The organism is Streptomyces sp. NPDC056883 (genome assembly GCF_042788835.1).
GTDB classification, from domain to species: Bacteria; Actinomycetota; Actinomycetes; order Streptomycetales; family Streptomycetaceae; genus Streptomyces; species Streptomyces stoeckheimensis.
Genome location: NZ_JBHUBS010000028.1, coordinates 22,445 through 47,763, shown reverse-complemented (window position 1 = coordinate 47,763; position 25,319 = coordinate 22,445). Strand labels below are relative to the sequence as shown.

Here is a 25,319-nt window from a genome sequence, read left to right as displayed (position 1 = left end):
GACACTCGAAGCCTTACGGCCCTTCAGCCCGGCTCAGCTCGGCTCAGCCCAGCTCCGCCACGAGGTCCCCGGCCGTCACCCGGGTGAAGGACCCGGGCACTTCGGCGGGTCCGGGGAAGAGCCGGTAGGCCGTCCCCGAACCCCCTTCGGGGGCCACGCTCGCGCAGGTCAGCGCCAGGAACGCGCGCTTGCCGGCGGCCAGTTCGGCGGCCTCCGCGTCGGCGTCGGCACGGGTCCGGCGCTCCTCGGGCGGCTCCAGGGCGGCGACCCGGGCGGCGAAGCCGGCCGGTTCCTCGCCGTCCGCGGCCCGGTAGAGCCACACCTCGTCGGTGGCCGAAGTCTCGGTGGCCCGCCGGATCACCGCCACCTCACGGGTGCGGGCCGCCGCCCGCCACACGGTGAGGTCCCACAGGGTGGTGCGGGTGCCGGAGCCGAAGTGCGCGCAGACGTCCTCCGCGGCGGCGGCGAGCCGTGCGCCGCCGGAGGCGCCGACGCTCTGGAAGGAGCCGGAAGGGGGCAGGTGGACGTCCGCCCACAGGGCCCGCCGGTTGCTCAGGTCCACCACCATCGGGAGGTAGGCCTTGGACTCGCCCGCCAGGTCGAAGCGCTGGCGCACGGTCCGGGGATCGTACGAGGCGTCGCGCGGCCCGTCCGCAGGCAGGGCCATGAAGCCCGCGAAGGCGTCCGGCAGCTCCTCGAACGGCACGTTGTTGAAGCTGAACACCAGGGGCACCGCGTACGCGTCCCCGTGCGCGGCCAGCTTCGCCAGGTCCAGGTCCACGTATTCGGTGGCCCCGGCCGGGGCCGGCGCCGAGGTCAGGTCGCCGGAGTGCACGGCGGCGCCCTCGGGGCCGTGCCGCAGCCGCGTGTAGTCGCACTGTCCGGTGAACCGCCAGTCGGCGTCGAAGAAGGCGACGGACAGGTCGAGGTCGGTGCGCTGGCCCGTGGGCTCCGTCCAGTGCAGGAACAGCCGCAGGACCTCTCCCGTGGGCAGGCTCTGGGTGCTGCCCCGCGGCACCGCGACCAGGGTCCTCGCCGCATCGTGCTCCGCGAAGGGGACGACGAGGTCCGCGAGCGCGGAATCGAGCACCGCCAGGTCGTACGGCTCCGCACCGGGCCGGGCGAACCGGCGCAGCACCTCCGCCTCCAGCAGCCCCGCGACCTCCCGGACCAGCGGCTCCGGCAGCGGCGGCCGGTCCTCCGCCACCGACAGGGCGCGGGTGACCTCGCCGCGCGGGAAGAACACCCGGCGGGCACCGCGCCGGTCCTCGGCGCGCACGCGCAGCGCCCCGAAGGCGGAGAGCAGCGGGCCGGGGCCCACGGAGGGCAGTCCGCGCTCCAGCGCCCGCACGAGCTCCGGGACGGGGCGGTCGCCGGTGTGCAGCCGCAGCAGGTGGTCGAGGCGCCGGACGAGCTCGCCGGGACGCTGCCCGGCCAACGCCGCGGCGGCCCCGGGGTTCCCGTCCGCCAGGGCCCGCTCCAGGCGCCCGCCCCAGGATGCGGGCCGGACCCGGTCCTCCTCCACGCACACGGCGTCCGGGTGCGCGGCCGCGGTGTCCCGCAGGGCGGCGCCCAGGGCTCCGTCGAGCCGGGTCCCGCGCAGGACGGCGAAGGCGAGCGCGGCCCGCGGATGGCGGGCGTGCCGCTCGAAGGGGTGCAGGGTCTCGGCGGCCCGCTTCCAGGCGGTCGGATGCCGCAGCAGGTCCTCGACGAGGTAGGGGACCGGCAATGCGTCGAGCAGGGAGAGGAGTTCGCGTCGCAGCGGCCGGCCGAGGGAGACGAACGCGGGCAGGGGCAGCAGTCCGGGATTGCCCCCGGACGCCACGGCCAGCAGCCGGAGCACGTCCGTGGCCGTGGTCAGCCACTCGGCGAGCAGCGGCCGTACGCGGTCCTGCGCGCCGGGAAAGGTGAGCATGGTGGCCAGGACCAGCGCCTTGGTCTCCCGTACGGGGATCTCCTCGGGGAGCTCCCCGCGCGCTGCCGGGGTCAGCGGCAACAGTGTGACCAGGTCCTCGCGGTCCTGCGGGGACAGGGGGGTCGCGCGGGCGAGCAGCGCCGCCACGATCGGGGTGGCGTCAGCGGCCGGGGCGGTGCCGTGCCGCAGCAGCCGGAGCGGGCCGGGGCGTGCGGGCCTGGCCGCGCCGACGGCCCGCACGGGACGCAGGAACGGGTCGGCGGGATCGAGCCGCCGGTGGCACAGCGGGCAGCCCGCGTAGTCGGCGCCGTCCCAGCAGAGCCGGCACACGAGGTGGGCGCAGGGGGACACGGGGAAGACGGTGCGCTGCTCGCCGCAGAGCACGCACGGGTGGTCGGCCTGCTGGAGGAGATGGGCGAACACCCGGTCCACGTAGAGCCGTTCGGTGTCGCGCGGGGCGACCACCGGTATGGCCGGGAAGCGGCGGAAGAGCGGCGTGTGGGTCCGGTCGGCGCCGAGCAGGTCGTCGACCAGGGCGAGGAGGCGGACGTGGGAGGCGGCGAGCTCCTCGGGGGGCAGTGCGGCCAGTGCCGCGTAGAGCTCCGGGTCCAGGGTGTGGCCGCGTCCCAGGAGTTCGGTTTCGAGCCTGCGCAGGGCGGGCCCGCCGGGTGCGCCGACCGGGGCGGACGGACCGTCGACGTAGAAGGTCTGAAGGCGGCGCAGCAGGACGGATTCTGCGGTTGCTATGGGTGTTTTCCCCTCCGTGAACGTGCAGAACGGGGGCGGGGAGTGGGCGCGCGGGGTCGTCGGAGGAAGGGTGAGAAGGATGCGCGCCGGGGAGCCGCCCCCGTGTCCACGGATCCCATCACGAGGCCGCCGCAGGGCGCAAAGGAATTACCCGCCCGGTGTGAGCAGGGCCCGCACCAGTGCCCTCAGGGTGAGTTGGAAGAGCCGTTCGGGATCGACCGGCCGGGCCAGTGCGCGGGCCAGCGGCGGGTCGTGCGGGGCGTCGGCCGGGTCCCAGAGCTCGCTTTCGGCGGGGGACTGGGCGGGGGAGCGTTCGCGATTGCGCTCGACCAGGACGAAGCCGATGATCTGGAACTGGATCGCGCGCACCGCGTCCGCGGCCCGGGTCCCGCGCAGGCCCGCCGCGTGCACCTCGTGGACCAGGGCCTGCTGGGCGGGCAGGAACATCCGGTCGGTGAGGCCGCGCTCGTGGACCATCGCGATCAGGTGCGGGCGCTCGCGCAGCTCGCGGCGCAGGATCCGGGCGACCGAGAGGATGCGGTCGCCGGGGTTGCGGCCGGCCGGCCGGATGGCGCCCACCTCCTCCACGGTCCGCTCCACGAGGGCGTCGAGCAGTGATTCGCGGTTGCCGACGTGCCAGTAGATGGAGGTCACCGCGGTGCCCAGCTCGGCGGCGAGCTTGCGCATGGTGAGGGCGGCCGGGCCGTGCTGCTTGACCAGGGACGCGGCGGCGTCCAGTACCTCCGCGCGGGTCAGCGTGGTTCTGGCCATCGTGTCCGTCCCAACTTTCTGTCGATCCGTCAGATCGGTTACGTGCACGGGTCTTTACCCTTCATCGGCGGCGGTGTAACTGTGTTACAGAACCGACTGCGTCCTAGACGAAGGATGGTGCGATAGATGGCACGCGTACGGTACGGAGCGCGCACCGAGGCCGAGATCGCCGCTTCGCGCGAGAAGAGTTCCAAGCTCCCCGACATCTGGTCCACCGGCGTGGTGGCCGTCTGGGAGACCGACCCGGACGTGGTGGCGGCGGTCCTGCCGCCGCCGCTGAAGCCCACCGAGCGGCCCCTGGTGCGGGCCAACATCAGCAAGGTGGACCTGCCCGGCTACCCGCTCGGCGCCGGTTCGGTGGCCGTCGCCGCCCAGCACGACGGGGTCGAGGGCTGGTACCCGCTGGTCATGCCGATGAGCATGGAGCGCGCCCTGATCGGAGGCCGCGAGGTCTTCGGCGAGCCGAAGAAGCTCGGCGAGATCACCGTCGAGCGCGAGGGCCTGGTCGTCCGGGCCTCGCTCGCCCGGCACGGGATCGCCTTCGTGGAGGTGCGCGGCGCGGTGGACCGCGAGCTGCCGCTGCCCGAGCCCACCGTGAAGACCGACTTCTACTTCAAGTTCCTCCCCGCGGTGGACGGTTCGGGCTTCGACGCCGATCCGGTGCTGGTGCACTGCACCCGCAACGAGAAGGTCCGCAAGCTGGAGCACATCACCGGCGACGTGGTGCTCCGGGAGTCGATGTTCGATCCGATCGCCGATCTCCCCGTACGCCGCCTCGTCGAGCTCGCCATCGGCGAGAAGACCACCGACCAGCGGGGCAAGGTCGTCGAGCGGGTCAGCGCCCAGGCCCTGCTCCCGTACATCCACCAGCGCTACGACGACCCGATGCAGATCCTCGACGGACCGCCCGAGGGGAGCGTCTGATGCGACTCGAACCGGGACAGGTGGCCGTCGTCACCGGAGCCGCGAGCGGCATCGGCCTCGCCATGGCCCGCCGCTTCGCCGCCGAGGGGCTGAAGGTGGTCCTCGCCGACGTGGAGGAGGGCGCCCTGCGCAAGGCCGCCGACGAACTCACGGCCGACGGCGCCGAGGTGCTCGCCAAACTCGTCGACGTCAGCGACCGCGACTCCGTGATCTCCCTCGCCGACGCCGCGTACGAGACCTTCGGTGCCGTGCACGTCCTCTGCAACAACGCAGGCGTCGGCTCCGGAGCCGAGGGCCGCATGTGGGAGCACGAGCCCAACGACTGGAAATGGGCCTTCTCCGTCAACGTCTGGGGCGTCTTCCACGGCATCCAGGCCTTCGTCCCCCGCATGATCGCGGCCGGCGGCCCCGGCCACATCGTCAACACCTCCTCCGGCGACGGCGGCATCGCCCCGCTGCCCACCGCCTCGGTCTACGCGGTGACCAAGGCGGCCGTGGTCACCATGACCGAGTCGCTCTACGCCCACCTCAAGGCCGAGGGCGCGGCCATCGGCGCCTCCGTCCTCTTCCCCGGACCGCACATGCTGCGCACCGGCCTGTGGGAGTCGCACCGCAACCGGCCCGACCGGTACGCCAAGGAGCGCCCGCGCAAGTCCCCGTACCGCAGCCTCGACCAGTACGAGGCCGCCATGAAGCAGGCCGGCCACGAGGTGAACTTCACCCCGGTCGAGGACGTCGCCGACCACGTCGTCGACGGCATCCGCGCCGACCGCTTCTGGATGCTGCCCGACAGCGAGCACAGCGACCGGCAGATCCGCGCCCGGTCGCAGTCGATGCTCGACCGCGCCAACCCCGCCTACCTGGAAAGCTTCATCCTCGACTGAGGAGCCTCAATCGTGAGTGCGTACGAAGACCCGTACCTGATCATCTCCTCCGACTGCCACGCGGGGCTGCCCACCGAGCAGTACCGCCCCTACCTGGACAGCGCCTTCCACCCGCAGTTCGACGAGTTCCTCGGCGAGCGCGACGCCCGGCGCGCCGAGGCCACCAAGCTCGGCGTGCGCAACGAGGCCTTCGCCGAGAAGTGGTTCCACGACCACGAGGAAGGCCTCAAGGGCGGCTGGGACGTCACGCAGCGGCTGAAGGAACTCGACGGCGACGGCGTGGCCGCCGAAGTCGTCTTCCCCGACGCCGACGCCGTGGACAGCCAGACCGCCGCCCCCTTCGGAGTGGGCCTCGGCCTCTCCGGGGACCAGGACCCCGAGCTCGGCATGGCCGGCGCCCAGGCGCACAACCGGTGGCTCGCCGAGTTCGTCTCGGAGAACCCCGAGCGGCACTGCGGGGTCGCCCTGCTGCCCATCACCGGCGAACCGGACAAGGTCGTCGCCGAGATATACCGGGCCAAGGAATCCGGGCTCGGCGCCCTGATGATCCCCGCCATGTGGGTGGACAAGGCCCCCTACCACGACCGCCGTTACGACCCGGTGTGGGCCGCGGCGGCCGAGACGCAGATGCCGATCGTCACCCACTCCGGCTCCTCGCCGCGCCACGAGTACGGGGACCACCTGGGCATCTTCGTCTCCGAGGTCACCTGGTGGCCGGCCCGCCCGCTGTGGTTCCTGCTCTGGTCCGGGGTCTTCGAGCGGCACCCGGGGCTGAAGTTCGGCGTCGCCGAGTCCGGCTGCTGGTGGCTGCCGAACCAGCTCTGGTTCATGGACCGGCTCTACCTCGGCGCGCACGGCGGCAAGAAGCTCTCGCCGTTCGAGGAGCTGAAGCGGCCGCCGAGCGAATACCTGGACCGGCAGGTGTTCGTCTGCGCCACCAACACCAAGCGGCGCGAGCTGGCCCAGCGCTACGAGATCGGCGTGGACAACATCCTGTGGGGCTCGGACTTCCCGCACCCCGAGGGGACCTGGCCGAACACCCGCAACTGGCTGAAGAACACCTTCCACGACATCCCCGTCGAGGAGACCCGCCGGATGCTGGGCCTGGCCGCGGCCGAGGTCTTCGGCTTCGACACCGAGAAGCTGGCGCCGATCGCCCGCCGCATCGGCCCCACCCCGGCCGAGCTCGGCCAGAGCGAGGACCAGGCGGCCGTCGAAGCCTCCTGGGCGCGCTCGCGCGACGTGGGCCGGCACTGGCTGACCGACAACGACTTCCCGGTCCTGGGGGTGAACCCGTGAGTTCGAGTTCCGAGGACCGCTACACGGTCATCTCCGCCGACTGCCACGCGGGCGCCGACCTGCTGGACTACAAGCCGTACCTGGAGAAGCGGTACCACGCGGAGTTCGACGCCTGGGCCGCGACCTACGTCAATCCGTACGAGGACCTCCTCGCGGACACGGCCGACCGCAACTGGAACTCGCAGCGGCGCCTCGCCGAGCTCGAAGCCGACGGGATCGTCGCGGAGGTGCTCTTCCCGAACACCATCCCGCCGTTCTTCCCCAAGGCCTCGCTGATGGCCCAGCCCCCGACGGCGGCCGAGTACGAGATGCGCTGGGCCGGGCTCCAGGCCCACAACCGGTGGCTGGCGGACTTCTGCGCGGACGCGCCGGGCCGCCGGGCGGGCGTGGTCCAGATCCTGCTCAACGACGTGGACGCGGCGGTCGAGGAGATCCGCCGCACCCGCAACGCGGGCCTGACCGGCGGCATCCTGCTGCCCGGCGTCCCGCCCGGCTCCACCGTTCCCGAGCTCTACTCGGAGGTCTACGACCCCATCTGGGCCGTCTGCGACGAGCTGGACGTCCCGGTCAACCACCACGGCGGCTCCGCCTCGCCGCCGCTGGGCGACGAGCCGGCGGCGCGGGCCGTCTTCATGGTGGAGACCACCTGGTTCTCCCACCGGGCCCTGTGGCACCTCATCTTCGGCGGAGCCTTCCGCCGCAACCCCGGGCTGAAACTGGTCCTGACGGAGCAGGGCTCCGGCTGGATCCCGGGCGTGATCGAGATGCTGGACTACTACCACGGCCGCCTGGTCGCGGCCTCGGCCACCGCCGAGGCCAAGTTCGGCGCCGGGCTGGCGGAGTCCATGGGCAAGGGGCCGAGTGAGGTCTGGCGGGAGAACTGCTTCGTGGGAGCGAGCTTCATGCGCCCCCACGAGGTCCCGCTGCGGGACCGGATCGGCCTCGACAAGATCATGTGGGGCAGCGACTACCCCCACGACGAGGGCACCACGCCCTACTCGCGCGAGGGCCTGCGCATCGCCTACGCGGGCCTGCCCCGCGAGGAGGTCGCCGCCATGGTCGGCGGCAACGCCGCCCGGGTGTACGGCTTCGACCTCGCCCTCCTGGACGCGGTCGCCGCCAAGCACGGCCCGCTCGTCTCGGAGGTCGCGCAGCCCCTGACGGAGGTCCCGGCGGGAGCCACCAGCCCGGCCTTCGCCCGCGGGGGCTCGGTCCGGGTCTGGTGACCGGGAGCGCGCGAACGCCCCGTGGCACCGGGGCCGCCTGACCCGGCGGTCCCGGCGCTCCGAGAGCTCCCGGTGGAGCGGCTCAGTCCCTGCGGACGAGCCGCTCCGGCGGGATCGGCGCCGTGCCCCGCACGTGGGTGCCCCGGCGCAGTTCGATCACCAGCTGCTCCATGGGCGCCAGCGGCGACAGGTCCACGGTTCCGAGGCATTCGCTGAGTACGAGCCGGCGCAGCGCGGGGAACTCGCGCAGCGCCTCCAGCGACCCCTCCAGCGCGCACCGGATCAGCACGAGCCGGCCGAGTCGTTCGTACGGCAGGAGGGCCCCGGCCGATACCGGCGCGGCGTGCCGGATCTGCAGCGCGGTCAGTCCCCTGAGCGGCAGCGAACGCACCAGCTGCCGGTACTGCCCGCTCCCGGCGACCGTCAGCTTCTCCACCCGCGGCCAGCGCTCGATCCCGTCGAGCGTCATCCGGCGGGCGCCCTGCCACAGGTGCAGCGCGGTCAGCGAGTCCGCGGCGGGGACGTCCCCGATCCGGCGCTGCTCCGGCTCGAAGCCGATGATCAGCGAGCGCAGGCCGGCCGCGCCCGCCAGCGGGGCGAGCGAGAGGTCGTCCCGGAGGTAGCCGAAGGCGAGGCTGTCCGCCCGGAGTTCGCCCACCACCTCGATCCCGGTGACCTGCGGGCAGTCCAGGACACCCAGGTGCCGCAGGGCGGACTGTCCGGCCAGCGGGGACAGATCGGCCAGCCGCGGATTGCGGTGCAGGGTCAGCGACTCCAGGTCCCGCCGCCGCACGATCTCGGGCGGGATCGGGCCGTCCCAGGTGACGTGCAGCCGGCGGACGTGCCGGAGCCGGTCCAGGGCCCGTAACTGTCCGGGCGTCCGCACGTGCAGGTGGGCCGTGTTCATGGGGGCGTCCGCGAGGACCGTGTCCGCGTACACGTCCACGGGGAACCGCCCCCAGGCGTCGGAGAGTTCGCGGGCGGCCTCGTAGCGGTCGTCCGTCCGGAAGCCCGCGATCACCTGGAGCGCCCGGTCGCCGCCGACGAGCGCCGCCGTACGGATCGTCGCGGCCGCCTCGGCCTCGACGAGCCCGGCCGGCTCCGGCAGCAGTTCCAGCACCAGTTCCCCCGCCTTGGCCAGTTCCTCGGCCTGGCCCGGGGAGCGAGGGGGCAGCAGGAGCGCCGTCCGGGCCGTCACCTCGCGCCGGACCTCCGGATCCAGTTCCGGTGCGTGTTCCAGGCAGGCGGCCGCGAGCAGCACGAGCCGGCTGCGGTCGGGCTCCGACTGATCGGCCCGTGCGAGCAACTCGCGCAGCAGATAGGCGCGTTCGTCGGGCCGGGCGTGCCCCACGGCCATCCGGACCACGTTGTCCCAGGTGTACTCGTGCGCATTGCGCACCAGGACGCCGAAGTCCCGGGCCTCCACCGCCGCCTTGGCGCCGAGGTAGTCCTGGAAGGTCTGGTGGACGAACAGGACCGAGCCCGGCACCGGCTCGCGGAGCAGCCCGCTGCGGATCAGCAGGTGGCGGAACACCGTCTGCGCGCTGCCCTGCGCCTTGACCTGGGGCATGGAGTCGAGCGATGCGGCGATCATCCCGATCGCCTCCTCGGCGGAGGCCTCCACCTGTCCGTTGCGGATCAGCCAGTACGCCAGCCGCTGGAGCAGCAGGGTCTGCTCGTCCCGGCTGAGGTAGACGCCCTCGACCCCCGAGATGTCCCGTTCGCTGTCGCGGCGGATCAGCAGCATGTCCAGAGCCGTGTCGTAGAGCTCCTTGCGGGCCCGGGGCAGATGCATCCGGCGGTCCCGGTTCAGGGCGCACAGCAGGGCGCACATGAGCGGGTTCGTCGCCAGCCTGCCCAGGTCCCGGCGCGATCCCACGGCCTCCAGGAGCGCCTTCTCGTACCGGTCGAGCAGCTCGCGCTCCGGCCCCTCGCCCTCGCCGTCCGCCTCCGCCCGGGCGGAGGCGTGCCAGTGCGTGATGAAGGCGCCGACGTCGTCCCGGTCCATCGGCAGCAGGGCGAGGGAGCTGAAGCCGTGGGCGGCCAGCCAGTCCTCGGGCACCGCCGAGTGGCGGGTGGTGACCACGAAGCGGGCCGCCGGGTACTCGGTGAGCAGGGCCCGCAGCCAGGACTCCGTCCTGTCGCGCAGCCGCGGGGGAACCTCGTCCACCCCGTCGATCAGCACCAGCGCCCGCCCGGAGGCGAGGAGCCCGGTGATCCAGCCCTCCGGAGGCGGCAGCGGGACCCCGGTCGCACCGAGCCAGTCCTGCGGCCGGGGCAGTCCGGCGGGGGAGTTGAACGAGCGCAGCGGCAGGACGAAGGGGACCAGGCCGTTCCAGTCCGGCAGCTGGGGGCCGAAGCTGTTCCGGGCGGCATTGAGGGCCAGCCATTTCACGAGGGTGCTCTTGCCCGAGCCGGCCGGGCCGCGCAGCAGCACCCGCTCCGTCGCGTTCAGCGCCACCTCGGCCTTCACCGAGCTCTGCAGGCCCGGCTCCTCCAGGAACTCCCCGCCGCTGACCGCGAGGCTGATGTAGGCCAGGTCCAGCGACCAGTCCTGGCGGTCCTGGCTGAGCGTCAGGCCGTACAGCTGGACCCGGCCCTGGGCGCCGGCGACGTACCGGGCGTACTGCTCCTCGAAGGCCGCGGCGGTCTCCGCGTCCGCTGCGGCGCGGGGGTCGTCGCCCCCGGCGGAGCCCTCCTCCTGAGCCGTCCGGCCGCCGAGGCACAGCACGAACAGCTCCCGGTAGGCGGCCTCCGCCGCGGAGGTGAGCTCCGCGGGCGGCGGGGGCACCGGGACGGCCGAGGGGCCGTAGGCGGCCATGACGAGGGCCCCGGCCTGCCGCGGGCCGAGCACGGCGAACGACCGGCCGACGGCGGCCACCGCGGCGGAGCGGTCGGGCTCGTCCAGCCCCGCGCTGGCCTCCGTCAGCAGGGCGATCAGCCTGTTCGCGCGGCGCAGCAGGTCGGGGCCGTTCTCCCGCACCGGCCTGATCCGGATTCCCCCCGGCGGCCGGGCCCTGGCCAGCGCCCGAGCCACGGCGTCCGCCGCCTCTAAGGCGATCCCCTCGAAACCCGGTTCGTACCCCATCCCCACGCCCTCCCCTTGGCCCGGACACCCTCACCGGGAAGCATCTCGTGAACCGTCGGTAACACCGATGGATACCGATCGGTAACAACCCCTAGCCGAGTCCCCGAACCCGCCTCTATGGTGCGGACATGCCGAACCTGCCCGATGTCGTGCTGTGGTCCATACCCGCCTTTGTCCTGCTCACCGTCATAGAGCTGGTGAGCTACCGCATCCATCCCGACGAGGACGCCGCCGGGTACGAGACCAAGGACGCCGTCACCAGCCTCGGCATGGGGATCGGCAGTCTCGGCTTCGACTTCCTCTGGAAGATCCCGATCGTCGCGATCTACACCGCGGTCTACGAGCTCACCCCGCTGCGCGTCCCCGTCCTGTGGTGGACCGTTCCGCTGATGCTGCTCGCCCAGGACTTCCTCTACTACTGGCAGCACCGCGGCCATCACGTCATCCGGATCCTGTGGGCCTGCCACGTCGTCCACCACAGCAGCCGCAAGTTCAACCTCACCACCGCCCTGCGCCAGCCCTGGACCAGCGCCACCTCCTGGCCGTTCTACCTCCCGATGATCGCGCTCGGCGTGCACCCGGCCGCCATCGCGTTCTGCTACTCGGTCAACCTCGTCTACCAGTTCTGGATCCACACCGAGCGCATCGACAAACTGCCCCGGCCCATCGAGTTCGTCTTCAACTCGCCCTCCCACCACCGCGTCCACCACGCCTCCCAAGGCGGCTACCTGGACCGGAACTTCGGCGGCATCCTGATCGTCTGGGACCGGATGTTCGGCTCCTGGGTGGGGGAGACCGACAAGCCCGTCTTCGGCCTCACCAAGAACATCGGGACCTACAACCCGCTGCGCGTCGCCACCCACGAGTACGCCTCCATCGCCCGGGACGTCCGCGGGGCCACCACCTGGCGCGAGCGCGCCGGACGCATCTTCCGCGGCCCCGGCTGGCAGCCGGCACAGGCCGCACAGGCCGCACAGGCCGCACAGGCCGCGCAGCCCGCACAGACCGCCCCCGCCGAGGCGTCCGCGCCCGCCCCGGAGCACGCCGCGTGAGCGCCGCCGGGTCCACCGATCGCGCGCAGTCCCGTACGCCCTCCTGGGCGCGCCCCGCCGTCCCCCCGGGCTCCGGTCCCGCCACCAGGGCGCTGCTCGTCGCCTTCGCGGCCGCCACCGCCGTGGACCTCGGGTCCCTGCTGGCGGGCTGGCACACCGGGCACCTCATCGCCAAGCCGCTGCTGATGCCGCTGCTCGTCGCCTACGTGATCACCCGCCGGGCTCCCCGCCTGCTGATCGCGGCCCTGCTGTTCGGCTGGGGCGGGGACCTGGCCCTGCTCTTCGACGCCGATCCCGCCTTCCTGATCGGCATGGGCTCCTTCGCCGCCGGGCACGTCTGCTATCTCGTGCTGTTCGGCCGCCGCCGGACGGGCCCCCTGCTCGGGGCCGCGTACGCCGCCGCGCTCCTGTCCACCGTCACGCTGCTCTGGGGCGACCTGCCCGCGGAGCTGCGGATCCCGGTCGCCGGGTACAGCCTGCTGCTCACCGCCATGGCCTACCGCTCCAGCGCCCTGGGGCGGCGGGCCGGGCTCGGCGGGGCGCTGTTCCTGCTCTCCGACACGCTCATCGCCACCGGGGTTGCCGAGTGGCCCCAGCTGCCCCGCCCCGACTTCTGGGTCATGGCCACGTACGTGGCGGCCCAGTACCTGCTGGCCACGGGAGCAATCGCTCCGGAGCGGGCGTACGGTAGGGAGGCCCTACAGGGCTCAACCATTTCCTAGCCGGAGGACTGCACCACCATGCGCGCCACCGTCATCCACGCCCCGCACGACATCCGCGTGGAGGAGGTGCCCGACGCTGCGATCCAGCGCCCCGAGGACGCCGTCGTCCGCGTCCTGCGTGCCTGCATCTGCGGCAGCGACCTCTGGGCCTACCAGGGCGTGGCCAAGCGCCAGCCGGGCCAGCGGATCGGCCACGAGTTCCTCGGCGTCGTCGAGGAGACCGGCTCCGCCGTCTCCGGCCTGCGCGCCGGCGACCTCGTCGTGGCCCCCTTCATGTGGTCCGACGGCACCTGCGACTACTGCACCGAGGGCCTGTACACCTCCTGCGAGCACGGCGGCTTCTGGGGCTCGGTCGGCCACGACGGCGGCCAGGGCGAGGCCGTCCGCGTCCCGCACGCCGACGGCACGCTCGTGAAGCTGCCCGCCGACGCCGTCTCCGACGACCACCTGCTGACCGCGCTCCTCGCGCTGTCCGACGTCATGGGCACCGGCCACCACGCCGCGCTGGGCGCGGGCGTCCGCAAGGGCTCCACGGTCGCCGTCGTCGGCGACGGCGCGGTCGGCCTGTGCGGCGTCCTGGCCGCCAAGCGCCTGGGCGCCGACCGGATCATCGCACTGGGCCGGCACACCGTCCGTACGGACATCGCGAAGCTCTTCGGGGCCACCGACGTGGTCGCCGAGCGCGGAGAGGCCGCCGAGGCGGCCGTGCGCGAGCTCACCGGCGGCCAGGGCGCCCACTCGGTCATCGAGGCGGTCGGCACCGAGATGTCCATGCGCACCGCCGTGAACATCACCCGCGACGGCGGGGCCATCGGCTACGTCGGCGTCCCGCACGGCAGCGGCACCGGCCTCGACCTCGGTGTCATGTTCGACCGCAACATCACCCTGCGCGGCGGTGTCGCGCCGGTCCGCGCATACATCCCCGAGCTGCTCGCGGACGTGCTCAGCGGTGCGATCGACCCGTCGCCCGTCTTCGACCGGGCCGTCACCCTGGACGAGGTCCCGGACGGCTACCGGGCGATGGACGACCGCAGCGCGCTGAAGGTCATGATCAAGCCGTAGTCGTCCAGGACGACGCCGAAGCACGAAGGAGGGGCCGGCCCGGGGAGATCACCCCGGGCCGGCCCCTCCGTCGGTTCCGAACGGTTACTTCACGGCCCGCAGCGCGTCGACCACGCCGAAGCCGTCGTAGCTGTTCTGACCCCACTTGCTGTTGCAGGTGGCGGCGTCGACCAGCGCGCCCGTGGCGTCGTAGACCTTCTCGGGGCAGGCGGTCTTCGTGGCCTGCGCCTTGAGGAGCAGCTGGAGCTGCGCCGGGCTCGCCCACGGGTGCGCGCTCTTGAGCAGCGCGGCGACACCGGCGACGTGCGGTCCGGCCATCGAGGTGCCCTGCTTGTAGCCGTAGCCGCCGCCCGGGAGGGTGGACAGCACGCGGCCGTTGGCGTCCGGGGTGGCGGGTATCTGCCACTTGTCGCCGCCGGGGGCCGCGACGTCGACGACGCCCAGGCCGTAGCTGGAGTAGTACGACTTGAAGCCCTTGTCGCCGACCGCGCTCACCGTGACCACGCCCGGGAGCTGGGTGGGGACGTCCAGGCAGACGTGCGGGTCGATGGTGCGGGTCACCGGGGTGGTGTCGTTCGGGCTGGTGTCGTCCACGATGGCGTTGGACGCCAGGTCGTGGTTCGAGTTGCCCGCCGAGGCGACGCTGAGGACGCCCTTGCGCTCGGAGTACTTCGTCGCCCGGGTGAGGGCCTCCACCAGCGCCTTCTGGTCGTCGTCGTCCTTGCAGTTGTAGAGCCAGGGGTCGACGTAGTAGCTGTTGTTGGTCACCTCGATCCCCTTCTCGGCGGCGAACATGAAGGCGCAGACGACGGCCTCGGTGTAGAAGAGGCTGGTCGCGGGCTCGCTCACCTTGATCGCGGCCACCTGGACGCCGGGCGCCACACCGCTGATGCCGACTCCGTTGCGGGGGGCCGCGATGGTGCCCGCCACGTGGGTGCCGTGGTCGCTGCCGTCGGCGTACGGGCGCCAGGAGCCCTCGGTGGTGTCGGCGACGCCGCCGACGCAGTTCGCGGACTGGCCCTTGGAGAAGTTCGGGGCGAGATCCGGGTGCGTGTCATCGACACCCGTGTCGATGACGCCCACCGTCACGTTCCGGCTGCCATCGTTGATCTTGTGAGCCTGGTCGGCCTTGATCGCGCGCAGGTCCCACTGGTTGGACTCCAGGGGCTCCTGTCCGGGCTCGGCCTGCGCTGCCGCCTTGGCGGCGTCCGCGTCGCTCAGCCGCTGCGTCGACCCCTCCTCGTCGGTCTGCACGACCGAGAGGGGAGCGGTGCGGGTGGCGCCGACGGAGACGAACAGGCTCCGCTGGCCGCGGAGCTGCTTGGCGAACTCCGGGTTCTGCGAGTGGGCTACGACCACTCCGATCTGCTCATATGCGATCACCACGGTGCCGCCGGCACGCTCGATCGCCTTCTTCGCCTGCTTCACGCTTCCGTACGAGGTCAGGTTGGCCACGTAGGACAGCTTGGGGCCGGAGGTGTCGGGCGTGGCGGTGGCCGAAGCGTCAGCCGTCGTGCCGAGCGGAGCGGCGGAGGCCGCGACCGAGGGCAGGAAGGCGAGCGAGGCGGTGAGCGCCAGGCCGACCGGAACGGCGAGAGCGCGCCGCCGGTTACCGGTTCCCAGATGAGCCATGGGTTCTCCACATCATCGTGAAAAAGCCGTGCGGGCGCGGTCGCGCCCGACGGGTTCATGTCACGTGAACCTAGTGCCGGTGTTCGACTCAGCGCCATCAGTTCGAGGAATCAGTTTCCAAAGAAACCAACAGGTGTTGAACCGCCCCGACGCGCCGGCCGTGCCGATGACAGGGGGCTCGGCACCACAGTCCCCCCACACGGAGGTTGTTTTGTCCGCCGTCCCCGCCGTCCCCACCGCCCCCGCGTCACAAGGAGAGTCCCCCGTGACCACCGAAGCAGCGCCACCTCCGGGCAGTTCGGGAGCGCCGCCGGCGACCCCCGCGGCCGAGGAGTTCGTACGCGTCCAGCAGAGCGCGGAGTTCTCCGAACTGCGCCGCGCCCACCGCTCGTTCGCCTTCCCGCTCACCGTGGCGTTCATCGCCTGGTACCTGCTCTACGTGCTGCTCTCCAACTACGCGGGCGGCTTCATGGGGACGAAGCTCTTCGGGAACATCAACGTCGCGCTCGTCCTGGGCCTCGGCCAGTTCGCGACGACCTTCCTCATCGCCTGGCTGTACTCGCGCCACGCGGCGGCCCAGCTCGACCCCAAGGCCTCGGCCATCAAGGCAAGGATGGAGGCGGGCGAATGAGCGCCCCGCTGTACGTGGCGGTCGCCGGGGCGGCCACGGCGGGCACGACCACCGCCGCCGGCGCCTCCGAGCACCGCCCGCTGATCATCACCCTGTTCGGGCTGTTCGTCGTCGCCACCCTGGCCATCACGGTCTGGGCCGGACGCCAGACCAAGGACGCCGCCGACTTCTACGCGGGCGGCCGCCAGTTCACCGGATTCCAGAACGGCCTGGCCATCTCCGGCGACTACATGTCCGCCGCGTCCTTCCTCGGCATCGCCGGAGCCATCGCGCTCTTCGGCTACGACGGCTTCCTCTACTCGATCGGCTTCCTCGTCGCCTGGCTGGTGGCCCTGCTCCTGGTCGCCGAGCCGCTGCGTAACTCCGGCCGCTACACGATGGGCGACGTGCTCGCGTACCGGATGCGCCAGCGCCCCGTACGCACCGCCGCCGGCACCTCCACCATCGTGGTATCGATCTTCTACCTGCTCGCCCAGATGGCCGGCGCCGGCGTGCTCGTCTCGCTGCTCCTCGGCATCACCAGCGACTTCGGCAAGGTCGTGATCGTCTCGCTGGTCGGCGTCCTGATGATCCTCTACGTCACCATCGGCGGGATGAAGGGCACCACCTGGGTCCAGATGATCAAGGCCGTGCTGCTGATCGCGGGCACGCTGCTGATCACCTTCCTGGTGCTGTGGAAGTTCAACTTCAACATCTCCGACCTGCTGGGCAAGGCCGCCGACAACAGCGGCCAGGGAGCGAAGTTCCTGGAGCCGGGCCTGAAGTACGGCAAGGACTCACTCTCGAAGCTGGACTTCCTCTCGCTGGGCCTCGCCCTGGTCCTGGGCACCGCCGGCCTGCCGCACATCCTGATCCGCTTCTACACGGTCCCCACGGCCAAGGCCGCCCGTAAGTCCGTGAACTGGGCCATCGGCATCATCGGCGCCTTCTACCTGATGACGATCGTCCTCGGCTTCGGCGCCGCGGCCCTGCTCAAGCGGGCCGACATCATCGCCTCCAACAAGGCCGGCACCACCGCGGCCCCGCTGCTCGCCCAGGAGATCGGCGGCGGCTCGGGCTCCACCGGCGGAGCGGTGCTGCTCGCCGTGATCTCGGCGGTGGCCTTCGCCACGATCCTCGCGGTCGTCGCGGGCCTGACGCTGGCCTCCTCCTCGTCCTTCGCGCACGACATCTACGTCAACGTGATCCGCAAGGGCAAGGCCACCGAGAAGGAAGAGGTACGGGCGGCCCGCTGGTCGACCGTGGTCATCGGAGCCGTGGCCATCGGGCTCGGCGCCCTGGCCCGCGACCTCAACGTGGCCGGCCTCGTCGCCCTGGCCTTCGCGGTCGCCGCGTCCGCCAACCTGCCGACGATCCTCTACAGCCTCTTCTGGAAGCGCTTCACCACCCAGGGCGCCCTGTGGTCCATCTACGGAGGCCTGATCTCCTCGGTCGTCCTGGTGCTCTTCTCGCCGGTCGTCTCCGGCAAGCCCACCTCGATGTTCAAGGGCGCCGACTTCTACTGGTTCCCCCTGGAGAACCCCGGCATCATCTCCATCCCGCTCGGCTTCCTGCTGGGATGGCTGGGAACCGTCCTCTCCAAGGAGAAGGCCGACCCGCAGAAGTTCGCCGAGCTGGAAGTCCGGTCACTCACCGGAATCGGCGCGCACTGACACGCAGCACCTGAGCGAGATCCTCCGAGCACCCAGCGTGGCCGTGTCGTATTTCCCTACGACACGGCCACGCCTCGTCTCGTTCATTCGGGCATCCCTACACGGCATGGGCTTCGCGTAGGCTCGTCAGTAGCGCTCGTAATCTCATCCGCTATGGCGCAAACCTCTACAAACCGGACAGGGGAGGGGGCTCACAGTGCTTCTCGACACTTACGGCCGCGTGGCCACTGACCTGCGTGTCTCGCTCACCGACCGGTGCAATCTGCGCTGTACGTACTGCATGCCCGAGGAGGGTCTGCAGTGGCTCGGCAAGTCGGATCTGCTCAGTGACGACGAGATCGTCCGCCTGATCCGCATCGCGGTCACCCAGCTCGGGATCGAAGAGGTCCGCTTCACCGGCGGCGAACCGCTGCTGCGCCCCGGCCTCGTCGGGATCGTCGAGCAGTGCGCGGCCCTGGAGCCCCGCCCCAAGATGTCGCTGACCACCAACGGCATCGGCCTCAAGCGCACCGCGCAGGCCCTCAAGGCCGCCGGCCTGGACCGGGTGAACGTTTCCCTGGACACCCTGCGGCCCGAGGTCTTCAAGACCCTGACCCGGCGCGACCGCCACAAGGACGTCATCGAGGGCATGGCCGCCGCCCGCGACGCCGGCCTCACCCCCGTCAAGGTCAACGCGGTCCTGATGCCCGGACTCAACGACGACGAGGCCCCCGACCTGCTGGCCTGGGCCGTCGAGAACGAGTACGAGCTCCGCTTCATCGAGCAGATGCCCCTCGACGCCCAGCACGGCTGGAAGCGCGACGGCATGATCACCGCCGGTGACATCCTGGAATCCCTGCGCACCCGCTTCACGCTCACCGAAGAGGGGTCCGAGGAGCGCGGCTCCGCCCCGGCCGAGCGCTGGGTCGTCGACGGCGGCTCCGCCACCGTCGGCGTCATCGCCTCGGTCACCCGCCCCTTCTGCGGAGCCTGCGACCGTACGCGCCTCACGGCCGACGGCCAGATCCGCACCTGCCTCTTCGCCACCGAGGAGTCCGACCTGCGCGCCGCCTTGCGCTCGGGCGCCCCGGACGAGGAGATCGCCCGCCTGTGGAAGGTGGCGATGTGGGGCAAGAAGGCCGGGTCCGGCCTCGACGACCCGACCTTCCTGCAGCCCGACCGCCCGATGTCGGCGATCGGCGGCTGACCTCCACCGTCAGGAACGGTTCCGAGCGACCCCGAGGGCTCGCAGTGGCTACGGCCGCTGCGAGCCCTCGGGCGCTTCCCACTCGTCGAGCTTCACCACGTCCTTGAGGAAACCGCGGACCCCCAGGAACTGGGACAGGTGCTCGCGGTGCTCCTCGCACGCCAGCCAGGTCTTGCGGCGCTCGGGGGTGTGCAGCTTCGGGTTGTTCCACGCCAGGACCCAGACGGCCGCCTCGCGGCAGGCCTTGGCGGAACAGGTGGGCGCGTCGGCGGCGGAACCGTCGTTCAGGAGTGCGTCAAGGGGAGTCACGGCTCAACCCTAAGACGGAATGGCGACGCCGAGCAGCCACGGGGGGAGCTGCCCGGCGTCGGTCCGTCGCTCCGACGGGGGATGCGGAGCGCGTAGGCAGTATGTCACGCAGGACCCGGTGCGGTGCACTGGAACTTCATGATTGATCTGAGCTTTTCTTGAGGTTCCCGTCACCCAGCGCGGGTCGCACGGGCGCCGGAACGAAGTGGGACGGCAGGGAGGGCGTCGATTCGCGCCCCGCGTTGGCGATGACCACCGCGATGTACGGCAGCAACGCCCCCGCGACGAGCGTCACGACGGCCACGGGCCGCTGCACGTTCCACAGGACGATCGTCGCGACGACCGACAGGGTCCTGATCAGCATCGAGATCACGTACCGGCGCTGGCGTCCGCGCACGTCCTCGGCGAGGCTCATCCGCGCCCCCGTGATCCGGAAGACCTCGGACCCGTTCCGCTTCGTCCGCTCCACAACCCACCACCCGATCGATCGCCGGACGCTCCCCGGCCCGGACGTCTCCACGGTACGCCGCGTGCGCGCGGCCGGGCAGAGGGGGTGTCCCTCGAATGGCCCTGTCCGAAATGCGCAGTAGGCCGGACGGGTCGAGACTGGGCCCACATGCGCACAACGCGCCAGGAGGAGGCTCGACATGGGTTGGTTGTGGGCGATCATCGTCGGCTTTGTTCTGGGACTGATTGCCCGGGCGATCCTGCCGGGCAAGCAGCACCAGCCCCTTTGGCTGACGACCATCTTCGGCATCGTCGGCGCGGTCCTCGGCAACGCCGTGGCCACGTGGATCGGCGTCAACGAGACCAGGGGCATCGACTGGATCCGGCACCTGCTGCAGCTTGCCGGAGCCGTCGTGGTGGTGGGCCTCGGAGACCTGATCTACAGCTCGCTGCGCGGCGGCAAGAAGCAGATGACCTGAGGGTGATCCGAGGGCTCCCGCCCGCTCTGCGGCGGAGCACGACGGAGGGGCCGGCCCGGACAGTGCGTCCGGACCGGCCCCTCCGTCGTGCTTCCGAGCCGGCGCCTAGCCGGTGACCTCGACCGCCGCCAGGTTCTTCTTGCCGCGGCGCAGCACCAGCCAGCGCCCGTGCAGCAGGTCCTCCTTGGCGGGGACCGCGTCCTCGGAGGCGACCTTCACGTTGTTCACGTAGGCGCCGCCCTCCTTGACGGTCCGGCGGGCGGCCGACTTGCTCGCGACCAGCCCGGTCTCCGCCAGCAGGTCGACGACCAGGCCCGGCTCCGCCACCTTCGCCTGCGGCAGCTCGGACAGGGCCGCGGCCAGGGTGGCCTCGTCCAGGTCCGCCAGCTCGCCCTGGCCGAACAGCGCCTTGGACGCCGCGATCACGGCGGCGCACTGGTCCGCGCCGTGCACCAGCGTGGTCAGCTCCTCCGCCAGCGCCCGCTGGGCGGCGCGCGCCTGCGGCCGCTCGGCGGTCTGCGCCTCCAGCGCCTCCAGCTCCTCGGGGGTCTGGAAGGACAGGATGCGCATGTAGGTGGAGACGTCCCGGTCGTCCACGTTCAGCCAGAACTGGTAGAACGCGTACGGGGTGGTCATCTCCGGGTCGAGCCAGACGGCGCCGCTCTCGGACTTGCCGAACTTGGTGCCGTCCGCCTTGACCATCAGCGGGGTCGCGATGGCGTGGACGTGCGCGTCCGGCTCCACCCGGTGGATCAGGTCGAGACCGGCCGTCAGGTTGCCCCACTGGTCGGACCCGCCCTGCTGGAGCACGCAGCCGTGCCGGCGGTACAGCTCCAGGAAGTCCATGCCCTGGAGCAGCTGGTAGCTGAACTCGGTGTAGCTGATGCCCTGGTCGGACTCCAGCCGCTTCGCGACCGAGTCCTTCGTCAGCATCTTGTTCACGCGGAAGTGCTTGCCGATGTCCCGGAGGAACTCGATGGCGGACAGGCCCGCCGTCCAGTCCAGGTTGTTCACCATGAGCGCCGCGTTCTCGCCCTCGAAGGACAGGAACGGCTCGATCTGGGTGCGCAGGCGCGTCACCCAGTTCGCGACGGTCTCCGGGTCGTTCAGGGTGCGCTCGGCGGTCGGCCGCGGGTCACCGATCTGACCCGTGGCCCCGCCGACCAGCGCCAGCGGGCGGTGGCCCGCCTGCTGGAGCCGGCGCACGGTGAGGACCTGCACCAGGTGGCCGACGTGCAGCGAGGCCGCGGTCGGGTCGAAGCCGCAATAGAACGTGACGGGACCGTCCGCGAACGCCTTGCGCAGCGCTTCTTCGTCGGTGGACTGGGCGAAGAGCCCGCGCCACTTCAGTTCGTCGACGATGTCCGTCACGGTTCTGGGTCTCCTTGAACGAGGTGGAACAGAAAGCTGAGGGATTCCCCGCCAGTCTAGGCGGGGAAGGCCCGCACCTCTCACGCTTTGTTGATCAGACGCCCTTGCTGACCGAGCTCATGTTGAAGTCCGGGATGCGCAGCGCCGGCATCGAGGTCCTGGTGAACCAGTCGTTCCATTCGCGCGGCAGGGTCTTCTCGGTCCGGCCGGCCTCCGAGGCCCGCGACAGCAGGTCCACGGGGGACTCGTTGAACCGGAAGTTGTTGACCTCGCCGACGACCTGGCCGCCCTCCACCAGGTAGACGCCGTCCCGGGTCAGCCCGGTGAGCAGCAGCGTCGCCGGGTCCACCTCGCGGATGTACCAGAGGCAGGTCAGCAGCAGCCCGCGCTCGGTCGCCGCCACCATCTCCTCCAGCGACTTCTCCCCGCCGGCGTCCAGGATCAGGTTCCCGAAGGACGGGGTGACCGGCAGTCCGGTCAGTTCCGCGGTGTGCCGGGTCGTGGTCAGCCGGGCCAGCTCGCCGTCCTTGATCCAGTCGGTCGCCGGGACCGGCAGGCCGTTGTCGAAGACGGACGCGTCGTCGCCGGAGCTGTGCGCGATCACGAACGGCGCGGACTCCAGGCCCGGCGCGTTCGGATCGCTGCGCAGGTTCAGCGGCAGCGGGGAGAGCCGCTCGCCGAGCCGGGTGCCGCCGCCGGGCTTGGAGAAGACGGTCCGGCCCTCCGCCGCGTCCCGGGCCGACGCCGACCACATCTGGTAGATCAGCAGGTCGGCCACCGCCGTGGGAGGCAGCAGCGTCTCGTACCGCCCGGCCGGCAGGTCGATCTTCCGCTCCGCCCAGCCGAGCCGTACGGCCAGCTCCGCGTCCAGCGCGGTCGGGTCCACGTCCTTGAAGTCCCGCGTCGCACGGCCCGCCCAGGCCGAGCGCTGGCGGTCCGGGGACTTCGCGTTGACCTCCAGGGTGCCGTTGGGCTGGTCGTGGCGCAGGCGCAGCCCCGTAGAGGTGCCGACGTACGTGGAGACCAGCTCGTGGTTGGCGAACCCGTACAGCTCGCGGCCGCCCGCGCGGGCCCGGGCGAAGGCCTCGCCGAGGGCCGGGGCGAAGTCCGCGAACACCGCCGAGGAGGTCTCGACCGGGGCGTCGGTGAAGTCCGGCGAGGACGGGGTGCCGGTGACCAGCGGCCGGGCGTCCTCCGCCGGTCCGGCGCCGCGGGCGGCCGCCTCGGCCGCCCGGACCAGCGGCTCCAGCTCCGCGGCCGTGACGGCGGAGCGCGAGACGACCCCCGAGGCCGTGCCCTCCTTGCCGTCGACGGTGGCGATGACCGTGAGGGTCCGGCCGCGGGTGACCCCGTTGGTGGTCAGGGCGTTGCCCGCCCAGCGCAGGTTCGCGCTCGACTGCTCGTCGGCGATGACGACGCAGCCGTCCGCGGTGGACAGCTCCAGCGCCCGCTCGACGATCTCGTGGGGCTTGGTGGTACGACTCGACGAGGTCATCGTCCGGCCTCCTGCGTGGTGTTCAAGATGTTCACGTCGCGGAACAGCGCGGACGGGCAGCCGTGCGAGACCGCCGCGACCTGGCCCGGCTGGGCCTTGCCGCAGTTGAAGGCGCCGCCCAGGACGTAGGTCTGCGGGCCGCCGACCTTCTCCATCGAGCCCCAGAACTCCGTGGTCGTGGCCTGGTAGGCGACGTCGCGGAGCTGACCGGCGAGCTTGCCGTTCTCGATGCGGAAGAAGCGCTGCCCGGTGAACTGGAAGTTGTAGCGCTGCATGTCGATGGACCAGGAGCGGTCCCCGACCACGTAGATCCCGCGTTCCACCCCGCCGATCAGGTCCTCGGTGGAGAGACCGCCCGGATCCGGCTGGAGCGAGACGTTCGCCATGCGCTGGACGGGCACGTGCCCGGGGGAGTCGGCGTAGGCGCAGCCGTTGGAGCGGCCGAGCCCGGTCAGCTTCGCGATCCGCCGGTCGGTCTGGTAGCCGGCCAGGGTGCCGTCCTTGACCAGGTCCCAGCTCTGCGCCTCGACGCCCTCGTCGTCGTACCCGATGGTGGCCAGTCCGTGCTCGGCCGTCCGGTCGCCCGTGACGTTCATGATCGGGGAGCCGTAGGCGAGCTTGCCCAGCTGGTCGAAGGTGGCGAAGGAGGTCCCGGCGTACGCCGCCTCGTAGCCCAGCGCCCGGTCCAGCTCGGTGGCGTGGCCGATGGACTCGTGGATGGTGAGCCACAGGTTCGAGGGGTCCACGACCAGGTCGTAGCGCCCGGCCTCCACGCTCGGCGCCCGCATCTTCTCGGCGAGCAGCCCGGGGATCTCCTCCAGCTCGGCGTTCCAGTCCCAGCCGGTGCCGGTCAGGTACTCCCAGCCGCGCCCGGCCGGCGGGGCGATGGTGCGCATCGAGTCGAACTCGCCGGTGGTGGCGTTCACCGCGACGGCGGTGAACTGCGGGTGGATGCGGACCCGCTGCTGCGTGGTGGAGGTGCCCGCGGTGTCGGCGTAGAACTTGTTCTCGTGGACGGCGAGCAGCGAGGCGTCCACGTGGGCCACCCCGTCGGCCGCCAGGAGACGCGCGCTGAAGTCGGCGAGCAGCGCGGCCTTCTCCGCGTCCGGGACCTCGAAGGGGTTCACGTCGTAGGCGGAGATCCAGGTCTTGTCGGCGTGCACGGGCTCGTCGGCGAGCTCGACCCACTCGTCCGAACCCGCCGCCTTGATCACCTGGGCGGAGAGCTTCGCCATGGCCACGGCCTGCGAGGCCACCTTGGCGGCACCGTCCATGGTCAGGTCCACACCGGAGGCGAACCCCCAGCTGCCCCCGTGCACGACGCGGACCGCGTAGCCGAGGTCGGTGGTGTCGGACCCGCCCGAGGGCTTGGCGTCACGCAGCCGCCAGGAGGCGCTGCGGATGCGTTCCAGGCGGAAATCCGCATGGTCGGAGCCCAGCGCGCGGGCCCGCGCGAGCGCCGCGTCGGCCAGCGCCCGCAAGGGCAGCGCGGTGAAGGCCGCGTCGATGGAATGGGGCACGGAGGTCCTCCCGGGGGGTTGGAGCAGCTGGCACGATCATGTCGCGCCGGGGCTCGCGGTGCCTACATCTTTCTGTAGGGACTCGACAGAGCGCGTACCGAGGCCCTGTCGGAGCCGGATTCTCCGTAAGGGGTACTTGACCTATAGGTTTTTGGTATTCAGACCGCTAGTCGAAAGGGTGATCCGTTGAGCCGCTCGGTTCTCGTCACCGGAGGTAACCGGGGCATCGGCCTCGCCATCGCCCGAGCTTTCGCGGAGGCAGGGGACAAGGTCGCGATCACGTACCGGTCGGGCGAGCCCCCGGCGGAGCTCACGGCTCTGGGCGTGCTGGCGGTCCGCTGCGACATCACCGACTCGGACCAGGTCGACCAGGCGTACAAGCAGGTCGAGGACGCGCACGGTGCGGTCGAGGTCCTCGTGGCCAATGCCGGCATCACCAAGGACACGCTGCTGATGCGCATGTCCGAGGACGATTTCGCCTCGGTCGTCGACACCAACCTCACCGGCACCTTCCGCGTGGTCAAGCGCGCGAACCGCGGCATGCTCCGCGCCAAGAAGGGCCGTGTCGTCCTGATCTCCTCGGTCGTCGGCCTCCTCGGCTCGGCCGGCCAGGCCAACTACGCCGCCTCCAAGGCGGCGCTGGTGGGCTTCGCCCGCTCCCTCGCCCGTGAGCTGGGCTCCCGCAACATCACCTTCAACGTCGTCGCTCCCGGCTTCGTGGACACCGACATGACGAAGGTGCTCACGGACGAGCAGCGGGCCGGCATCGTCGGCCAGGTGCCCCTGGGCCGCTACGCGCAGCCCGAGGAGATCGCGGCCGCGGTCAGCTTCCTGGCGTCCGACAACGCCGCGTACATCACTGGTGCCGTCATTCCCGTTGACGGCGGATTGGGCATGGGTCACTGAT

General features: G+C 71.6%; 21 protein-coding genes. 12 read left to right on the top strand and 9 right to left on the bottom strand.

The features are described from left to right. Nucleotides 1–43: 43 nt before the first annotated feature. The gene (locus ACFRU2_RS38940) at nt 44–2,662 is read right to left on the bottom strand and encodes an MXAN_6230/SCO0854 family RING domain-containing protein (protein ID WP_382981078.1); all 2,619 of its coding nucleotides are present in this window, start codon (nt 2,660–2,662) and stop codon (nt 44–46) included. A gap of 147 nt (nt 2,663–2,809) precedes the next feature. Next, on the bottom strand, nt 2,810–3,433 hold the full coding sequence (locus ACFRU2_RS38935; RefSeq protein WP_382981043.1) for a TetR/AcrR family transcriptional regulator: 624 nt from the start codon (nt 3,431–3,433) through the stop codon (nt 2,810–2,812). 126 nt (nt 3,434–3,559) lie between these two features. Here ACFRU2_RS38935 and ACFRU2_RS38930 point away from each other — a divergent pair, with 126 nt between their 5' ends. Genes ACFRU2_RS38930 through ACFRU2_RS38915 form a run of 4 tightly spaced genes read left to right on the top strand, consistent with a single transcriptional unit; the run spans nt 3,560 to nt 7,766 of the window. Further along, complete coding sequence (locus tag ACFRU2_RS38930; RefSeq protein WP_382981042.1) at nt 3,560–4,357, top strand: acetoacetate decarboxylase family protein; 798 nt, start codon at nt 3,560–3,562, stop codon at nt 4,355–4,357. Then, nucleotides 4,357–5,241, top strand: a complete 885-nt coding sequence (locus ACFRU2_RS38925; RefSeq protein ID WP_382981041.1) for an SDR family NAD(P)-dependent oxidoreductase — start codon at nt 4,357–4,359, stop codon at nt 5,239–5,241. Before ACFRU2_RS38930 ends, ACFRU2_RS38925 begins: the two co-directional genes overlap by 1 nt. A 12-nt stretch (nt 5,242–5,253) precedes the next feature. Continuing rightward, on the top strand, nt 5,254–6,540 hold the full coding sequence (locus tag ACFRU2_RS38920) for an amidohydrolase family protein (RefSeq protein ID WP_382981040.1): 1,287 nt from the start codon (nt 5,254–5,256) through the stop codon (nt 6,538–6,540). Then, complete coding sequence (locus tag ACFRU2_RS38915; protein WP_382981039.1) at nt 6,537–7,766, top strand: amidohydrolase family protein; 1,230 nt, start codon at nt 6,537–6,539, stop codon at nt 7,764–7,766. The genes ACFRU2_RS38920 and ACFRU2_RS38915 overlap by 4 nt, the downstream gene beginning before the upstream one ends. A gap of 82 nt (nt 7,767–7,848) precedes the next feature. Here ACFRU2_RS38915 and ACFRU2_RS38910 read toward each other — a convergent pair whose 3' ends face one another. Further along, entirely contained in the window at nt 7,849–10,854 is a 3,006-nt protein-coding gene (locus ACFRU2_RS38910; protein WP_382981038.1) for an NACHT domain-containing protein, read from the bottom strand. A 128-nt stretch (nt 10,855–10,982) separates the two neighbouring features. On the opposite strand from ACFRU2_RS38910, the gene ACFRU2_RS38905 reads away from it, so the two are divergent. The 3 genes from ACFRU2_RS38905 to ACFRU2_RS38895 are packed head-to-tail and all read left to right on the top strand — an operon-like array spanning nt 10,983 to nt 13,690. Further along, the gene (locus ACFRU2_RS38905) at nt 10,983–11,906 is read left to right on the top strand and encodes a sterol desaturase family protein (protein ID WP_382981037.1); all 924 of its coding nucleotides are present in this window, start codon (nt 10,983–10,985) and stop codon (nt 11,904–11,906) included. Beyond that, a complete protein-coding gene (locus ACFRU2_RS38900) occupies nt 11,903–12,628 on the top strand; it encodes a lysoplasmalogenase (protein WP_382981036.1) in 726 nt (241 codons plus the stop codon). Before ACFRU2_RS38905 ends, ACFRU2_RS38900 begins: the two co-directional genes overlap by 4 nt. An 18-nt stretch (nt 12,629–12,646) precedes the next feature. Continuing rightward, nucleotides 12,647–13,690: a zinc-dependent alcohol dehydrogenase family protein gene (locus ACFRU2_RS38895; RefSeq protein ID WP_382981035.1), complete on the top strand. Its 1,044-nt coding sequence runs from the start codon at nt 12,647–12,649 to the stop codon at nt 13,688–13,690. A gap of 84 nt (nt 13,691–13,774) precedes the next feature. Here ACFRU2_RS38895 and ACFRU2_RS38890 read toward each other — a convergent pair whose 3' ends face one another. Next, nucleotides 13,775–15,322 (bottom strand): S8 family serine peptidase, encoded by a 1,548-nt coding sequence (locus tag ACFRU2_RS38890; protein ID WP_382981034.1) that lies wholly within the window; start codon nt 15,320–15,322, stop codon nt 13,775–13,777. A gap of 265 nt (nt 15,323–15,587) precedes the next feature. Here ACFRU2_RS38890 and ACFRU2_RS38885 point away from each other — a divergent pair, with 265 nt between their 5' ends. From ACFRU2_RS38885 to moaA, 3 genes are all read left to right on the top strand, one after another. Then, nucleotides 15,588–15,953, top strand: a complete 366-nt coding sequence (locus tag ACFRU2_RS38885; RefSeq protein WP_382981033.1) for a DUF485 domain-containing protein — start codon at nt 15,588–15,590, stop codon at nt 15,951–15,953. Continuing rightward, the gene (locus tag ACFRU2_RS38880; RefSeq protein WP_382981032.1) at nt 15,950–17,605 is read left to right on the top strand and encodes a cation acetate symporter; all 1,656 of its coding nucleotides are present in this window, start codon (nt 15,950–15,952) and stop codon (nt 17,603–17,605) included. The genes ACFRU2_RS38885 and ACFRU2_RS38880 overlap by 4 nt, the downstream gene beginning before the upstream one ends. 196 nt (nt 17,606–17,801) lie before the next feature. Next, entirely contained in the window at nt 17,802–18,791 is a 990-nt protein-coding gene (gene moaA / locus ACFRU2_RS38875) for a GTP 3',8-cyclase MoaA (RefSeq protein ID WP_382981031.1), read from the top strand. A 48-nt stretch (nt 18,792–18,839) separates the two neighbouring features. Here the strand turns inward: moaA and ACFRU2_RS38870 are convergent, their stop codons facing one another. Further along, nucleotides 18,840–19,100: a hypothetical protein gene (locus tag ACFRU2_RS38870; RefSeq protein ID WP_382981030.1), complete on the bottom strand. Its 261-nt coding sequence runs from the start codon at nt 19,098–19,100 to the stop codon at nt 18,840–18,842. Between the two features lie 136 nt (nt 19,101–19,236). Further along, nucleotides 19,237–19,515 carry a DUF3099 domain-containing protein gene (locus ACFRU2_RS38865; RefSeq protein WP_382981029.1) on the bottom strand — a complete coding sequence of 93 codons (279 nt, stop codon included), beginning with the start codon at nt 19,513–19,515 and terminating at the stop codon, nt 19,237–19,239. Nucleotides 19,516–19,747: 232 nt separating this feature from the next. On the opposite strand from ACFRU2_RS38865, the gene ACFRU2_RS38860 reads away from it, so the two are divergent. Next, on the top strand, nt 19,748–20,026 hold the full coding sequence (locus ACFRU2_RS38860; protein ID WP_250742233.1) for a GlsB/YeaQ/YmgE family stress response membrane protein: 279 nt from the start codon (nt 19,748–19,750) through the stop codon (nt 20,024–20,026). Between the two features lie 105 nt (nt 20,027–20,131). Here the strand turns inward: ACFRU2_RS38860 and tyrS are convergent, their stop codons facing one another. The 3 genes from tyrS to ACFRU2_RS38845 form a co-directional block, all read right to left on the bottom strand. Beyond that, nucleotides 20,132–21,397: a tyrosine--tRNA ligase gene (gene tyrS / locus ACFRU2_RS38855; RefSeq protein ID WP_351439341.1), complete on the bottom strand. Its 1,266-nt coding sequence runs from the start codon at nt 21,395–21,397 to the stop codon at nt 20,132–20,134. 94 nt (nt 21,398–21,491) lie between these two features. Then, nucleotides 21,492–22,892 carry a metallopeptidase TldD-related protein gene (locus tag ACFRU2_RS38850; protein WP_382981028.1) on the bottom strand — a complete coding sequence of 467 codons (1,401 nt, stop codon included), beginning with the start codon at nt 22,890–22,892 and terminating at the stop codon, nt 21,492–21,494. Then, the gene (locus ACFRU2_RS38845) at nt 22,889–24,412 is read right to left on the bottom strand and encodes a TldD/PmbA family protein (protein WP_382981027.1); all 1,524 of its coding nucleotides are present in this window, start codon (nt 24,410–24,412) and stop codon (nt 22,889–22,891) included. The genes ACFRU2_RS38850 and ACFRU2_RS38845 overlap by 4 nt, the downstream gene beginning before the upstream one ends. A gap of 186 nt (nt 24,413–24,598) precedes the next feature. On the opposite strand from ACFRU2_RS38845, the gene fabG reads away from it, so the two are divergent. After that, on the top strand, nt 24,599–25,318 hold the full coding sequence (fabG, locus tag ACFRU2_RS38840) for a 3-oxoacyl-[acyl-carrier-protein] reductase (RefSeq protein ID WP_250742229.1): 720 nt from the start codon (nt 24,599–24,601) through the stop codon (nt 25,316–25,318). Nucleotide 25,319 lies beyond the last annotated feature (1 nt).

Excerpts from the sequence above, each read along its gene's own strand:
- ACFRU2_RS38935 (WP_382981043.1), bottom strand. The coding sequence starts at position 3,433 with ATGGCCAGAACCACGCTGACCCGCGCGGAGGTACTGGACGCCGCCGCG.
- ACFRU2_RS38930 (WP_382981042.1), top strand. The coding sequence starts at position 3,560 with ATGGCACGCGTACGGTACGGAGCGCGCACCGAGGCCGAGATCGCCGCT.
- ACFRU2_RS38925 (WP_382981041.1), top strand. The coding sequence starts at position 4,357 with ATGCGACTCGAACCGGGACAGGTGGCCGTCGTCACCGGAGCCGCGAGC.
- ACFRU2_RS38910 (WP_382981038.1), bottom strand. The coding sequence starts at position 10,854 with ATGGGGTACGAACCGGGTTTCGAGGGGATCGCCTTAGAGGCGGCGGAC.
- ACFRU2_RS38905 (WP_382981037.1), top strand. The coding sequence starts at position 10,983 with ATGCCGAACCTGCCCGATGTCGTGCTGTGGTCCATACCCGCCTTTGTC.
- ACFRU2_RS38895 (WP_382981035.1), top strand. The coding sequence starts at position 12,647 with ATGCGCGCCACCGTCATCCACGCCCCGCACGACATCCGCGTGGAGGAG.
- ACFRU2_RS38890 (WP_382981034.1), bottom strand. The coding sequence starts at position 15,322 with ATGGCTCATCTGGGAACCGGTAACCGGCGGCGCGCTCTCGCCGTTCCG.
- ACFRU2_RS38880 (WP_382981032.1), top strand. The coding sequence starts at position 15,950 with ATGAGCGCCCCGCTGTACGTGGCGGTCGCCGGGGCGGCCACGGCGGGC.
- ACFRU2_RS38865 (WP_382981029.1), bottom strand. The coding sequence starts at position 19,515 with ATGAGCCTCGCCGAGGACGTGCGCGGACGCCAGCGCCGGTACGTGATC.
- ACFRU2_RS38860 (WP_250742233.1), top strand. The coding sequence starts at position 19,748 with ATGGGTTGGTTGTGGGCGATCATCGTCGGCTTTGTTCTGGGACTGATT.
- ACFRU2_RS38850 (WP_382981028.1), bottom strand. The coding sequence starts at position 22,892 with ATGACCTCGTCGAGTCGTACCACCAAGCCCCACGAGATCGTCGAGCGG.